Below are 14,190 nucleotides of genomic sequence, written 5' to 3' on the forward strand. Positions count from 1 at the left end.
AACCGGACTATGGCAGGGGGTAGCGGTGCTGGTCGATGCTGCTCCCGTCGGGCGCCCCACGGGGCCGCGCCTGGCGACCGTGCTGCTCCTGCCGCTGCTGGGCCTGCTGGCCGCGGCGGGCGTGGCCGCATACCTCTACACCGGGCCGAGCGGGCGGATGGACGACCCGCGCACGGCCGTCACCGCCGGCGTGGCCGCCGACCGAGCCGCGACCGAGCTGTCCAAGGAGCGCCTGGCCGCGCTGAGCCTGCTGCTCACCGGCTCCGACCAGGCCCGCGCCGCGTACCACACGCAGGTCGCGGCCACCGACGCCGCACTGCCGGCCAGGCCCGACGGGCTCGCGGACCTGCGCACCCGGGTGACCGCGGCATCGCAGGAGGTCGCGGCGGGCGACTTCCTCATGCAGTACACCCAGATGATCAGCGAGTTCGTGGCGCTCCGGCAAGACCTGCCGCACGCGGCCGCCCCGGCGCCCGTGCACTCCGCGATGCGCGCTTCTGGCTGGCTCGCCGTCGCCCGCGAACAACTCGCGCAAGTTCAGCTGCTCGAACGGCGCGGCGCCGACACCCAGGCCTGGCACGAGAACCTCGCCGCGCACCGGGCCGCCCACCTCGACGCCCTGCGCCGCTTCGCCGAGACCGCACCCGCGGCCTGGCGCGACCGCCTCGCCCGCGTGCCGAACGGCCTGGCCGGCGACCCCCAGCCGGCGCTGGACGCGCTCACGGACCTGACCGCCTACACGGGCACCGACGAGTCCCGCCTCGCCGACTCTGCACGCAACGAGCAGAACCGAACGCTCATCCTTGGCCTCGCCGCGCTGCTCGCGGTCGTGGCCGGCTCGATCGCGCTGGCCGTTCGCGCAGCGCGGGCCGCCCGCCGACCCCGCCCGCGATCGTCGCCGCCGCTCGATCCCGAGGAGTTCCAGGTCGTACGGCAGGAGGCCGCCCGGGCCGTGGCGGAACAGGCCGCCCTGCGCGCCGGCACGTCCGCCGCGGTCATCGGCCTGGCCCGGCGCAGCCAGCGGCTCGCCGACGAGCTCGTGCACCATCTCGACGCGGCCGAGCGCGACGAGGCCGACCCCGACCGCCTGGGCCAGCTCTTCGCCCTCGACCACCTGGCCACGCGCATCCGCCACGACAACCAGCGCCTGCTCGTGCTCGCCGGCGCCGACACCGCCGCGGGCCGCCGCGACCCGGTGAGCCTGCTGAACCTGCTGCGCGCCGCGCAGTCGCGGATCGAGGACTACCCGCGCATCGAGTACTCGATGATCGCCCCCGACGTCCACGTGGCCCCCGACGCCGTCGACGACGTCGTACACGTGCTCGCCGAGCTGTTCGACAATGCCACCCGCTACGGCCCGCCCGACCGCCCGGTGCTGGTCGAGGGCCGCCGCGAGGGTGCGGGCGCGGTCGTGGAGGTCGCCGATCGCGGCCCCGGCCTCGACCGGCAGCGCCTCGCCGAGCTCAACGCGCGCCTGGCCGATCCGCCGCCGCTGGACGCCGCCGAGGCCCACCGCACCGGCCTGGCGGTCGCCGCTCGCCTGGCCGCCCGGCACGGCCTCACCGTCACGCTACGTCCGCCCCCATCCGGACACGGTTTGCGCGCGATCGTGCAACTGCCCGCCACGCTCGTCCTCGACGCGCCCGCCCCGGCCGCCGACCCGCCCGTCGCGCGCCGGATCCCGCCGCGACCGTTCGAGCGCGGACAGGCGCTTCCCGGCGGCGAGCCCGTGGACGTACCGCACCCGCGCTCGACCCTCGTCCCTGTCGTACGCGGTCCCGTGCGAACCCCGGACGGCCCTACGGTGGACCTGGAGCCAGGCGCCGCCAAGGAACTCATGACCGGTTACCAGCACGCGACCACGGAAGGACGATCTTCGGCATGACACCGACCACCGGGCTGGACTGGCTGCTGAGCGGCTTCACGCAGCGCGTCACCGGCGTGCGCCACACCGTCGCCGTCTCGGGCGACGGCCTGCTCGTCGCGGCGTCGAACGAGCTGCCGCCGGAGCGCGCCGACCAGCTCGCGGCCATGGTCGCTGGCGTCGTCTCGCTCGCGCAGGGCCTGTCCGCCTGCACCGAGGCCGGCCCGGTCGTACGCACGATCGTGGAAATGGGCCGCAGCCTGCTCTTCGTCATGGCCCTCGGCGAGGGCGACACGCTGGCGAGCCTGGCCGCGATGGTCCAGCCCGGCTGCGACGTGGGACAGGTCGCCTTCGAGATGTCCGGCCTGGTCGACCAGGTCGGCGCGGCCCTGACGCCCTCAACTCGCTGAGCCCCGCGCCCCGGTTCCGCCAGCCCGTCGTTTCGCAGTTTTTCTTGCGCCACTTGTACCGTGCGGCAAACGCCAACCCCATTGTCGTCAACAGCGCCGTGGTGTTCGCGAACTTCATCCGCCGCTGCTCGTTCACAGCGCCTGGTGTTTCCGCGCTTCCTCCGCGGCTGCTCGTTGACAGCGCCGTGGGTGTTCCCGCGCTTCATCCGCCGCTGCTGGTGGCCAGCGCCGTGGGTATCGCCTGCACCTCGTCCGCCGCGCCTTTGCCGATCCTCACCGTGGTTATCTGCGCTCGTGTCTCCAGCGGGCCGTCGTTCCCGGCGCTCCTCCTGGTCCGTCCGTGGCGCTGACGAACACCGCCGAATGCACGAAACTGTTCGAGTCGGGGCCAATGGCCCCGACTCGAACAGCCGACAGTGATCAGCTCAGCCCTATCTCATGGTCCTTGTCGACCTTCCGGTCATCGCGCAGCGGCACATAGGGCTCCTCGGTCGGTTCCAGCCCCGCCTCGATCGCCCGCTCCCGCTCCAGCTCCGCGTCGAACTCGGCACCCAGCAGGATGGCGATGTTCGAGATCCAGAGCCACACGAGGAAGGCGATGATGCCACCCAGGGTGCCGTACGTCTTGTTGTACGACCCGAAGTTCGACACGTAGATCGCGAACCCGCCCGAGGCGACCAGCCAGATGACGACGGCCAGCGCACCGCCCGGCGTGATCCAGCGGAAGCCGTGGTGGCGGGCGTTCGGCGAGGCCCAGTAGAGGATGGCCAGGATCAGCAGCACCACCAGGAGCAGCGCGGGCCACTTCGCGATGTCGAAGATCTGCACCGACTGCTTCGACAGCCCGACCCAGCCGCCCGCCTCCTCGGCGAAGCGCCCGGTGAACACCACGCTCAGCGCCGCGAGCGCGATCAGCGTCCCGACCGCGACGGTGATCCCGAGTCGGATGGGCAGGACCTTCCAGATCGGCCGGCCCTCAGGTACGTCATAAATGGCGTTCGCCGCGCGCATGAACGCGCCGACGTACCCTGAGGCCGTCCACAACGCACCGAGCAGACCGACGATCGCGAACAGCCCGGCCACGTGCGAGCCCCGCTTCAGCTCGTCGATCGCGTCCGTCATCGGCCCGGCGATCGAGCCGGGGAACAGATGCTGCGCGTTCTGGAGCACAGCCGCCTGTGTCGTGTCCGTCAGCAGCAGCCCGGAAAGCGACAGCAGCACCAGAATGCCCGGGAAAATGGACAACACACCGTAATACGTGAGCGCGGCGGCCCAATCGCTCAGGTTGTCATTGTTGAACTCTTTGATTGTCCGTTTGAGTACTTGGAACCACGAGCGCTTACTGAGCTCGGTGGGACGGTCGGGACCACCCGACACGGGGTCGTCAGCATTGGTTTCATCGTCAGCCATCGAGCGCCACCTCCAGGGTCCCTATGCCCCCACAGACCTGCCCGTTAACGTTCGACCGCGCCGCGTCCGCCCCCGATGAGCGTCGTTTGCGCCCTGCCGCCCGATTCAGCGCCACGGCGGGCCCGCGAACGCCCGACCCGACTCACGACGGACGCCCCTCGCCGCGTTCCACGAACACACGAGCGCCGCGCGCCGACGCCATGATGCGGTTTCCCTCGTCAATACCCGGTCGCTTCCCTCGTCAATGCCCGGACGCGCCTCATCGCTCCGATGAGCGCGGTACGCAGGAGCGGCCCACCGGTCGCGCAGGCTGCGTAGCCGACACCCGGCGTGTCCTGCGTGTGTCCCCAGGCCTGGCCCGCCGTTCATCGATCCAAGCAGTACTCTCGGCGCCCTGATGAGCGCGGCATGGTGAGGTTCGCCCAACCGCAGGTCGCCTCACCGACAACCGCCGCCCATCGGTTCTGTGGCGCTGCGCTGCGGAACACCAGTGGCCCGGATTGGGCCACGAATCCTGCTCTCGCTGGTGGCGCGGTCCGGGGCCACGAACCTTGCTCTCGCTGGTGGAGCGGTTCGGGCCGCGAACCCTGCTGTCGTCGGCGGCGCGGTTCGGGCCGCGAACCCTGCTGTCGCTGGTGGCGCGGTTCGGGCCGCGAACCCTGCTGTCGCTGGTGGCGCGCTTCGCGCCGCGAAGCCCGCTCTCGCCGGCGACGCAGCTCGCCGCGGCCCCAGCCTGACCGTGTGGATCGCCCTGGCGTGTGCCGGCCGCTCCGCCAACCCCGACTTGCGCCGTCAGGAATGCCGTCAAGCCCCGGGCGCAACCCTTCCGGCCCTGATGAGCGCACTCTGCACGGTGTCAACCAGCTCGGTGGCCCGGAACGGCTTGGCGATCACCGACGCGTCTTCCCCGAGCTCGATGACGGCGGCATCAAAGTACGGCAGCCCGGACATGTACATGATGAGCGCATCCGGACTGCTGCCCCGCACGGCCTCGGCAACCTGCACACCGGACCCGTCATTGAGCTTGAGATCGGTGATGGCCAGGTCGATGCCCTTGGGATGCTCGGCCAGCACCCGCTCAGCCCCGGCCAGCCCAGACGCGGTGAGCACCTCGGCCCCCGCCCGGGAAAGCACTCTGCGCACGATCTCGCACAGATCCGGCTCGTCGTCGACGACCAGGATGCGCAGGTGCTCGAGCATGTCCCCACGATATGCCGCGTATCGCGCACAAGCGTGCGGTTCCCTGAACGGCACCACCGGTACATTCGCTCATTCAGCACCGTCCGTGCGGTCAACCCGCCAAACACGCGCGTCCAGTCCGGACACGAACAGGACCGGCTGCTCGTTCGCTCATCACCAGCGTCTCGGGCGACCTACGTCCGCCGTGTGGTGTTATCCGACGGGGCACGACCGGGCTGGTTGCTCGTTCGCTCACCGCCCGCAGGTCGAACCTCCACCGCTGCCCGCACCCAGCACACGGTCCCATGCGAACGCGACCGGGAGTTCGTTCGCTCATACACGCACCGGTCCGACCGGCGCGGTCGTCTCCGCTAACCGGGAGCCGTCCGTCTTCGCCGACGAGGGTCCATCGTTCCCGCCGACGGGCCTACCAGTCGCCGCTAACCGGGGGCTCACCCGTCGCCGCGCACGGACCCACGCGTGCCGGCGCGCGGACCAAGTCCATCCCCGCGCACGGACCCATCCGTGCCGACGCACGGACCCGGCCCGTCACCGCCAATCGGGCCAGCCCGTCCCCGTCAACGAGCGGCCGACGGTGCCGACTGCTAGCGTGCGGTTCCATGAACGGCGGCGGACGCTCATTCGCCGATCTCGTACGGTTCGAGCGGCCACCCCCGCCCACACCGGCGAGTCGGCGCCTGCGCCGGCTGCTGCTGCTCACCGCCATCGCGACCGTCGCCGTGGACGTGATCAACCTGCAGTACTCGGCCGAGGCTGGCTTCGGTCTCGGCGTACGCACGTTCTGGGCGGTTCTGCGCGCAATCGGCTTCCTGTTCCTGATGCGCGAGGTGCGGTACGGCCGCCTGACCGCCCGCCCGCTCGGCCTCATCCTGGCCGTGACCACGGTGTTCGCCTCGGCGCGACTGGTCCAGCCGAAGGAGGGCGACTTCCTGCCGCGGCTGCCGGTCGTGGCCGGCCTGGTCGTCGTCGTCGCACTGTGCTCGGTCGTGGTGTGGCAGCTGTTCCGCTCACCCGGGATCGACGACCACCTGACCAGGCGAAAGCCCCGGCGCGTCGTGCCCCCGTGGGTGCTGACCGCGCGTGTCGCCGCCCTGTCGTACTCCGCGCTTATGTTCGTTCCCTGCGCGGTCGCGCTCGGAACGCTGTTCGACACCCCGCGCCTGCGACCGGAGATCTCGGTGCCGCTGGTCGTGTCCTGGTTCGTGCTGGGACTGGTGATCGGCCTGGTGGCGGGCATCATCAGCTTCGTGACCCTCTTCGGTCACGGTTGGGCCAGGCTGCTCCTGGCCCTGATTTCCGCATTCGTACTGCTGGTGCAGCCCACGCTCTGCTATCTCCTACTAGGCGTGGACGGCCTGATCCGCGACGGCACCCCGATGGTGATCGCGGCCCTGGTCTGCCTGTACGGCCTGGCCAGATCGCGCGAAACACCTTCGGCGTAGCCCGCGACTCCGCCTGCGCGCTTGTGTACGGCTTTGTGCTGAACGCTCACCGACTGCCACTCACGACTGACCGTTCAAATCGCGCGCATCACCCTCGGCGTAGAACTTGATCTTGGATTCGATCAGCCCGAGGTCCGTCTGCAAAGCGGCGATGCGGTCGAGCACCTGCTGCCGGTGCTCCTCCAGCAACACCCGCCGCGCGTCGAACGTGTCCGGCCCGACGCGGCACAGCTCCGCATAGCGCCGCATCTCCGCGATCGACATTCCCGTCGCCTTGAGCCGGGTGAGAATGCGCAGCATGCCGAGGTCGGCGTCGGAGTACCGGCGGTGGCCGTTCGTGCCGCGGTCGGGCGGATCGAGCAGTCCGGCGCGCTCGTAGTACCGCAGCGTATGTGCACTCAATCCTGTGCGTTCGGACACTTCGGCGATCGTGTAACCCGGCTCCACAAGCCCCAGTCTATTTGACTTAGAGCGCGCTCTAAGGGGGAACGTTGGTGGCATGCAAACGCGAACCCTCGGTGCACTGACCACGTCCGCGCTCGGCCTCGGCTGCATGGGGATGAGCGAGTTCTACGGGCCCGGCGACGACGCCGAGTCCATCGCCACCATCCGCCGCGCGCTCGACCTCGGCGTGTCGCTGCTCGACACGGCCGACATGTACGGTCCGTTCACGAACGAACAGCTCGTCGGGCGCGCCATCGCCGGCCGGCGGGACGAGGTCGTGCTCGCCACCAAGTTCGGCATCCAGCGCGAGGGCGGGACGCGGCGCATCAACGGCAGCCCGGAGTACGTCCGGCGGGCCGTCGACGCGTCGCTGCAGCGCCTCGGCGTGGACCACATCGACCTGTACTACCAGCACCGCGTCGACCCGAGCGTGCCCGTCGAGGAGACGTGGGGCGCGCTGGCCGAGGCGGTCACGGCGGGCAAGGTGCGCCATCTGGGCATCTCCGAAGCGTCACCGGAGAGTGTCCGCCGCGCGCACGCCGTGCACCCGGTCACGGCCGGACAGTACGAGTACTCCCTCTGGACCCGCGACCCCGAGAACGCCATCATCCCGCTGTTCCGCGAGCTCGGCATCGGCCTGGTCGCCTACAGCCCGCTCGGCCGCGGCTTCCTCAGCGGCGAGATCACCAGCCCGGACCAGTTCGACGCGGACGACTTCCGCGCGAGCAACCCGCGCTTCCAGGGCGAGAACTTCCAGAAGAACCTCGACCTGGTCACAGAGGTCAAACAGATGGCGGAGGCCAAGGGCGCGACCCCGGCCCAGCTGGCCCTCGCCTGGGTACTCGCCCAGGGCGACGACGTCGTGCCGATCCCGGGCACCAAGCGTCGCTCGTACCTCGAGCAGAACGTGGCCGCCCTAGACATCCAGCTCACCGCCGACGACCTGGCGGACATCGACAAGCTCTCCATCGGCCGTGACGTGGCGGGCGCCCGGTACGCGGAGATGGGCTCGCTCAACAAGTGACACCCGGGCATGCGCGCTCGTGCAACGACGGGCGCGCATGCCGGCCGGCCACACGCCACGCCGAGCCCAGCGGCACCGTTGCCTGCCGGCACCCGGACCTGCTGCTCCAGCGCGTGCCCGGCCAGCACGTCCAGCCCCGCCCGTTCCGGCTCGACCACCGCGCGTTCCCGGACCGACAGCTCGGCGCGACCAGGTTTCCTTGACGTTCGCTCACCTTTCCTTAACGTTCGCTCATCCGGCGACGCGCGAATCTTTCGATAGGCCGCCCGAGATGCTGGCGCGCACCGGTCTCCTCCCTTTACGCTCTTGCACGTGACCGCGCGAATGAACAGCTGGTGGCCCGCCTGACGAGGCGGCCCACTCCCGCGTGACACTTTCGCGGCCGCCCCACGAGGCGGCCGTTTTGCTTTCCCGGAAGAGCCGGGGCCGCCTCCGCAGGTGGCCACCCGAGCCTGAAGGGAACGCCATGCCGCTCGACCCGAACGCGCAGCACAACCCAGCCGCGTCGCTGGACACCATCACGCCGCCCGCGCAGCACAACCTGTCCGCGCCGCTCGACCGAACCGCGCGGCCCGCGCAGCACAACCCGCCCACGTCGCTCGACAACACGATGCCGTTCGCGCAGCCCAGCCCGGCTCCGGCGCTCGACAACATCGCGCCGCTCGCGCAACGCAGCCCGGCCCTGTCGCTCGACAACACCACGTCGCTCGCGCAACGCAGCCCGGCCCTGTCGCTCGACAACACCACGTCGCTCGCGCAACGCAGCCCGGCCCCGTCGCTCGACCCATCCACGCCGTCCGCGTCGCTGGACGCCATCACGCCGTTCGCGCGGCACCACGACGGAACCGCACCGTGCACCGCGCCGCTGGACCCGTCCGCGCCACTCGATCAGGCCGCGTCGTTCGCGCAGCACCACGACGAGACCGCATCGGGCACCGCGCCGCTGGACTCAGCCGCACCGCTCGATCAGTCCGCTCCGTTCGATCAGCGCGGTTCGTCCGATGAAGCCGCCTCATGCGATCAGTCCGCGTCGTTCGCCGGCCTGTTCGACCCGGCCGCCCCGTTCGCGCTGCTACGCCGCGAGGGCCGTGACGCCGTCGAAGTGCTCACCGGCCCGATCTCGTCAGTGGAGACTCTCGCCGACATCCCCGACGAGTGCCTCGCGCTCGTGCCGTTCCGTCAGGTGCGCGAGCGAGGCTTCGATTGCGTCGACGACGGCACGCCATTGTCCGTCCTGAGCATCGCCACACGCCGCGAGCTACCTGTGGCCGATCTCCTGGCGCACCTGCCCGACACGCCGATCGAGCTCGCGAACGCCGGCTTCGACGTCGGCGACGAGGAGTACGCGTCCATCGTGGACACGGTCCTGCGCGAGGAGATCGGCCGTGGCGAGGGCTCGAACTTCGTCATCCACCGCGTGTTCGAGGCCGACCTCCAGGGCGACCCGGTCGCGGCCGCTCTGACCGTGTTCCGCCGTCTGTTGACGCGCGAACGTGGCGCCTACTGGACGTTTGTCGTGCACACCGGTGAGCGAACGCTCGTCGGCGCCACTCCCGAACGCCACGTCAGCGTGGACGACGGCCTCGTGATGATGAACCCGATCAGCGGCACCCTGCGCGGCGCCCCATCCAAGCCCGCGGTACTCGAGTTCCTCGCCGACCGCAAGGAGATCGACGAGCTGTCGATGGTGCTCGATGAGGAGCTCAAGATGATGGCGACCGTCGCCGACCTCGGAGGCCAGGTCATCGGCCCATACCTCAAGGAGATGACCCACCTCGTCCACACCGAGTACATGCTGGCGGGCCGCGGCTCCCGGGACGTGCGCGAGGTACTGCGCGAAACGATGTTCGCCCCGACCGTGGTCGGCAGCCCGATCGAGAACGCCTGCCGAGTGGTCGCACGCCACGAACGCCGCGGCCGCGGGTACTACGGCGCGGTGCTGGCCCTGGTCGGCCGCGACGCGCAGGGCCGTCAGACGCTGGACGCGCCGATCCTCATCCGCACCGCTGACATCGACGCCGCCGGCCGCCTCCGCGTCCCGGTCGGAGCCACGCTGGTGCGCCACTCGACGCCGGACGGCGAGGTGCTGGAGACCCACACAAAAGCGGCAGCCGTACTCCGAGCGCTAGGCCTCGGCCCCGACCAGGCCCCCGCGCACACCGCAGCCGCCGCGACTGCCACGGCAGCGCCAACCGCACACGAATTCGTGTCCACACGCACAACAGACGCGCACGCAACGCACAGGAACGACAGCTCGACCGTGTCCGAGGCGCGACTGGCCGCTGATCCCGAGGTGCAGGCCGCGCTCGTCGCGCGCAATGCGACACTCGCGCCGTTCTGGCTGCAGGCTCGCGACGGGCTCGCCGCGGACCCGGCGCTCGCCGGCCGCCGCGCGCTCGTCGTCGACGCCGAGGACACGTTCACCGGCATGCTCGTGCACCAGCTGCGGGTGCTGGGGCTGTCGACGACGCTCGTACGGTACGACTCCCAGATCCCGGTCGAAGCGTTCGACCTTGTGATTCCCGGACCCGGGCCGGGGGACCCGCGGCAGCTGGACGACCCGAAGATCGCGCGCATGCGGGGCATCGTGTCCGGGCTGCTCGACGCGGGCCGGCCCATGCTCGCGATCTGCCTGAGCCACCAGCTCACCGCCGGCCTGCTGGGCCTGCCGCTGCGGCGCAAGGCGTCGCCGTACCAGGGCATGCAGCGCGACATCGACCTGTTCGGCCGCCCGGCGAAGGTCGGGTTCTACTCGACGTTCGCGGCCACGCACGACGGCCCGGTGCTCGACACCGCGTACGGCCCGGTCGATGTCGCTCGCGATCCCGCCAACGGTGACGTGCACGCTCTGCGCGGCCGCAGCTTCGCGAGCCTGCAGTTCCACCCCGAGTCGGTGCTCAGCCAGGACGGCATCGGCTTGCTGCGCGAGTTGCTGTCGGTTCTGCTCGACGCGCCGGTGGGCACGTCGCCGGAGTGAGCGTTCGCGCGGAGACGACGTACGTTTGCGCGGCGACAGCTGCGCAAACGTACATCCCCAAGCTATGCACTCCGGCCGGCCGCCCGTCTCGCTGGCCCGCACGAGCGGATTAGCGATCCGCACGCACCGCGTGTTCACAGCGGCATCGGCGGACAGCGCCGTGCGCCGACAACGACATGCGCGGACAGCGAGGTGCACGGATACCGAGGCGCCGGATAGCGAGGTGCGCGGATACCGAGGCGCCGGATAGCGAGGTACGCGGACGGCGACGCGCGCGAACAGGGACCGGGACGTGCGCGGACAGCAAGGTGCGCGGACAGCAAGGTGTGCAGCGAGGTTCGTGGACAGCGAGGCGAGCGGACAGCGGAGAGGTCTCGTCGGGGTACGCGCCGGCCGCGACCGAAGTACAGCGGCCACGTGGACGTTCACCGCAGCGATGTGGGCAGGGGCCGACGTGCGCCGCGTTGCATGTAGGTGCTGCGCGAGCAGTCACGCCCGAAACTGACCGAGCTAACCGCCGGAGTGTTCGCCCCACGAAGGGCGACAAGCGTTCGAGCAGCCAAGACCGCGCGAACGGCGCCGAACACGCCGTCAAGCGATCAGCGGCACGCACGTACGCACCGCGCGAACAGTCGCCCGTTCCGCCCACCGCCCCGCGGGGTACTTCACCGGAGTGATCGTCCGCTTCGCCAGGCTCGTCGCGCGCTTCTTCCAAGGCCGCGACCTCAACCTGCACGCCGCCGCGGTTACCTTCTACGCGGGGATCGCCGTGGTGCCGGTCGCGTTGCTGGTGCTGCGCCTGGCCGCCGCCGTCGCCGGACCCGGCCGGGTGCGGCACCTGGCCGAACCGGTGATCGCGGCCATGCCCGAGCGCATGGCCGCGGGCGCGAGCGTGCTGCTCACCGCCGGAGTGTCCATGACCTGGTGGCTGACCCTGGTCGCGCTGGTCCCGGCCACGCTGTACGGCGAGGGCCTGCGCCGCGCCCTCGCGTCGCTGTCCGGCGAGCCGGGCGGCGCGGCCGTCGGCTGGCGTGGGCGCATCCTGGTGCTACCACTGCTCGCGTGCGGCCCGGTGCTCGTGCTTGCACTGCTCGCCGCGCTCAACGCGCCCGCGCGTCTTCTGCACGCGGGCGGCTGGACGGCGGTCTGGTCGGTGGTCCTGAGCTTCCTGATCGTCTGGCTCGTGCTCAGTCCGGTGTTCATCCTCGTGTACCGCCTGATCGCACCCCTCCGCCCCGGCTGGGCGGTCACTGCGGCCGTCGGCTCATTCACCGCCGCGAATGTCTCCGGATTCGCGCACGGTTTTGTGCTCTTCTGGACATTGCCGCTGAACCTCGGCGCCCCGTTCGGCGGTCTCGACGCCGTTGGTGCAACGGTCGCTGTCGGTTTGTGGCTGTACCTCTTTCATATGCTCACACTCGTCGGCTATGCCGCGACCGTTCAAGCACACCGTCTGCTGCTCTTGCGTTCCGCCGCGCGGTCGACAATGCTTCCGAACTAATTTCACTTCTCTGTCGCGTATGAGGAGCCGGCCTGTGGATGAGCTCTCCGCCAGCGTGAGCCCCGAGGCCACCGCGCGCGACCGTCGTGCACGAATCGCCGTCGCCGGTGCGTACTTCGTGCAAGGTTTCTGCTTCGCCGGCCTGCTCACCCAGGTCGCGAGCCTGCAGAAACGCTTCGGCTTCGACGACACCCAGCTCTCCCTGGTGCTCCTGGCTGTGCCCGTCGTCGCCGGCGTCGGCAGCGTGGTCGCGGGCCTGCTCACCACGCGTTTCGGCAGCTCGCCGGTGCTGCGCGCGGGCGGCCCCGGCGTGGCGCTGGCCATCACCGTGACAGGTTTCGCCGCCGAGCGTTGGCACCTGTACTTCGCGCTGGCGTTCGTCGGCCTCATGCTCGGACTCGTCGACGCGACCATGAACATGCAGGGCGTGGGCGTGGAGCGCCGCTACGGCCGGCCCGTCCTCAACTCCTTCCACGCCGTCTGGAGCGCGGGCGCCATCCTGGGCGCACTCGCCACGTCCGGTACCGCGCATCTGGGCTGGTCGATCGGCGCGTCGCTGGCGACGGTCGCCGTGGTGGGCGCGATCCTCGCCCTGATCGCGGGCCCCGGACAGCTCCGCAAGGCCGAGGAGGCGCAGGAGATCCCGGCCGCGACAGTGGCCGCGGCGGAGGCGACGATCCCGTGGCGCCCGATCATCGCGATCGGCATCGCGATGATGCTCATGTTCATCGCCGACTCGGCCGTGTCCAACTGGAGCTCGGTCTTCATCGAGAAGGCCCTGCACGCGAGTACGGCGGTGGCCGCGCTCGGCCTCGCCGCGTACCAGGCGACGATGCTCGTCGGCCGCACCGCGGGCGACCGCCTCGTGAGCCGCTTCAGCCCGACGATGGTGGTGTCGGTCGGCGGCGTGGTCGGCGGCCTCGGCCTGATCCTGGTGGCCGCGTCGACGACACCGGCCCTGAGCATCGCGGGCTTCGCGGTGGTGGGCCTGGGCCTGTCCCTGGTCGTACCGCAGTCCTTCTCGGCGGCGGGTCGCCTGGACCCGGCCGGCACCGGCATCGCCATCGCGCGCGTCAACCTGTTCAACTATGTCGGTTTCGTGGTCGGCGCGGGCTTGATCGGCGCGGTGGCCGAGAGCCTGTCGCTGCGCTGGGCCTTCGTGGTGCCCGCGCTGCTTGCCGCGGGCATCGTGGTGCTGTCCCCGTCGTTCCGCACCCACGCCCCGGACCCGACGACGACCCCAGCGACCTCGGCGACGCCGGCAACCCCGGAAGCCGCGAGCTGACGCTCATTCGCGCCCCGCTACTGCACGAGTCGCTGGCAACGCACCGGAGGAACACTCAGCCGCGCACTACGCGCGGTCGCGCACCCGCTCCCGCACGGCGCGCTGGCAACGCACCGGAGCAATACTCAGCCGCGCACTACGCGCAGTCGCGCACCCGCCCCTGCGCGAGTCGTAGGCAACGCACCGACGCAACACCGAGCGGAAACGGACGCTCGTTCGCGCACCCGGCCTCCGGCGGTCGCTCCAGCGGGTCACGAGCCGCCGAGCCCGCGCTCACCCGCCGGGATCATTCGCATGCGGCTGCCAGTGCGAGCGGGGTGAGGTAGTCGCGGTAGGACACGATCTCGCCATCCCGCACGCGAATCACCGCAGCGTTCGCTCGGCGAGCCCGAGCGTCGCGTGCAACACGTGCGTGCGGGCGTCGCCGGGCAGTGCGCGGGGTGAGCGCTGCGGGGAAAGTCTGCTTGCGGTGAGCACGGAGGATTGGCACCTGCTGCGAGCGCCACGGGTCAGCGCCGGTGGGGAGTGTGCCTGGGCAGGTGCCAGGGAGGACGTGGTGGTCGCCAGCCGCAAGTCCTCCGGTGCTTTTGAAAGCGGTCAATGCCAACGTTCGGCACGCGGGCTGCCGCCGTG

General features: G+C 70.8%; 12 protein-coding genes. 9 read left to right on the forward strand and 3 right to left on the reverse strand.

Annotated elements, in window-relative coordinates; all coding sequences use genetic code 11:
- The first annotated feature begins 25 nt into the window (after positions 1-25).
- Genes ACQP1P_RS09825 through ACQP1P_RS09835 form a run of 3 tightly spaced genes read left to right on the forward strand, consistent with a single transcriptional unit; the run spans position 26 to position 2,624 of the window.
- The gene (locus tag ACQP1P_RS09825) at positions 26-1,885 is read left to right on the forward strand and encodes a sensor histidine kinase (protein ID WP_433085189.1); all 1,860 of its coding nucleotides are present in this window, start codon (positions 26-28) and stop codon (positions 1,883-1,885) included.
- Positions 1,882-2,274 (forward strand): roadblock/LC7 domain-containing protein, encoded by a 393-nt coding sequence (locus ACQP1P_RS09830; protein ID WP_350615429.1) that lies wholly within the window; start codon positions 1,882-1,884, stop codon positions 2,272-2,274. The genes ACQP1P_RS09825 and ACQP1P_RS09830 overlap by 4 nt, the downstream gene beginning before the upstream one ends.
- Before the next feature lie 53 nt (positions 2,275-2,327).
- On the forward strand, positions 2,328-2,624 hold the full coding sequence (locus tag ACQP1P_RS09835; protein ID WP_433085192.1) for a hypothetical protein: 297 nt from the start codon (positions 2,328-2,330) through the stop codon (positions 2,622-2,624).
- A 70-nt stretch (positions 2,625-2,694) separates the two neighbouring features.
- Here ACQP1P_RS09835 and ACQP1P_RS09840 read toward each other — a convergent pair whose 3' ends face one another.
- Positions 2,695-3,684, reverse strand: a complete 990-nt coding sequence (locus ACQP1P_RS09840) for a YihY/virulence factor BrkB family protein (RefSeq protein ID WP_433085194.1) — start codon at positions 3,682-3,684, stop codon at positions 2,695-2,697.
- A 563-nt stretch (positions 3,685-4,247) separates the two neighbouring features.
- On the opposite strand from ACQP1P_RS09840, the gene ACQP1P_RS09845 reads away from it, so the two are divergent.
- On the forward strand, positions 4,248-4,421 hold the full coding sequence (locus ACQP1P_RS09845) for a hypothetical protein (protein WP_433085196.1): 174 nt from the start codon (positions 4,248-4,250) through the stop codon (positions 4,419-4,421).
- Positions 4,422-4,488: 67 nt separating this feature from the next.
- Here ACQP1P_RS09845 and ACQP1P_RS09850 read toward each other — a convergent pair whose 3' ends face one another.
- Positions 4,489-4,884 (reverse strand): response regulator, encoded by a 396-nt coding sequence (locus tag ACQP1P_RS09850; RefSeq protein WP_433085198.1) that lies wholly within the window; start codon positions 4,882-4,884, stop codon positions 4,489-4,491.
- Positions 4,885-5,483: 599 nt separating this feature from the next.
- Here ACQP1P_RS09850 and ACQP1P_RS09855 point away from each other — a divergent pair.
- The gene (locus ACQP1P_RS09855) at positions 5,484-6,326 is read left to right on the forward strand and encodes a hypothetical protein (RefSeq protein WP_433085200.1); all 843 of its coding nucleotides are present in this window, start codon (positions 5,484-5,486) and stop codon (positions 6,324-6,326) included.
- Positions 6,327-6,386: 60 nt separating this feature from the next.
- Here ACQP1P_RS09855 and ACQP1P_RS09860 read toward each other — a convergent pair whose 3' ends face one another.
- Positions 6,387-6,773 (reverse strand): MerR family transcriptional regulator, encoded by a 387-nt coding sequence (locus ACQP1P_RS09860; RefSeq protein WP_433085202.1) that lies wholly within the window; start codon positions 6,771-6,773, stop codon positions 6,387-6,389.
- A gap of 52 nt (positions 6,774-6,825) precedes the next feature.
- Here ACQP1P_RS09860 and ACQP1P_RS09865 point away from each other — a divergent pair, with 52 nt between their 5' ends.
- From ACQP1P_RS09865 to ACQP1P_RS09880, 4 genes are all read left to right on the forward strand, one after another.
- Positions 6,826-7,794 carry an aldo/keto reductase gene (locus ACQP1P_RS09865; RefSeq protein WP_433085204.1) on the forward strand — a complete coding sequence of 323 codons (969 nt, stop codon included), beginning with the start codon at positions 6,826-6,828 and terminating at the stop codon, positions 7,792-7,794.
- Between the two features lie 1,042 nt (positions 7,795-8,836).
- Positions 8,837-10,771: an anthranilate synthase family protein gene (locus tag ACQP1P_RS09870; RefSeq protein ID WP_433089949.1), complete on the forward strand. Its 1,935-nt coding sequence runs from the start codon at positions 8,837-8,839 to the stop codon at positions 10,769-10,771.
- A gap of 673 nt (positions 10,772-11,444) precedes the next feature.
- Positions 11,445-12,272, forward strand: a complete 828-nt coding sequence (locus ACQP1P_RS09875; RefSeq protein WP_433085206.1) for a YhjD/YihY/BrkB family envelope integrity protein — start codon at positions 11,445-11,447, stop codon at positions 12,270-12,272.
- Positions 12,273-12,306: 34 nt separating this feature from the next.
- Positions 12,307-13,557, forward strand: a complete 1,251-nt coding sequence (locus ACQP1P_RS09880) for an MFS transporter (RefSeq protein WP_433085208.1) — start codon at positions 12,307-12,309, stop codon at positions 13,555-13,557.
- Positions 13,558-14,190: the final 633 nt, after the last annotated feature.

This window comes from Dactylosporangium sp. CA-052675, from assembly GCF_050947935.1.
GTDB lineage: Bacteria > Actinomycetota > Actinomycetes > Mycobacteriales > Micromonosporaceae > Dactylosporangium.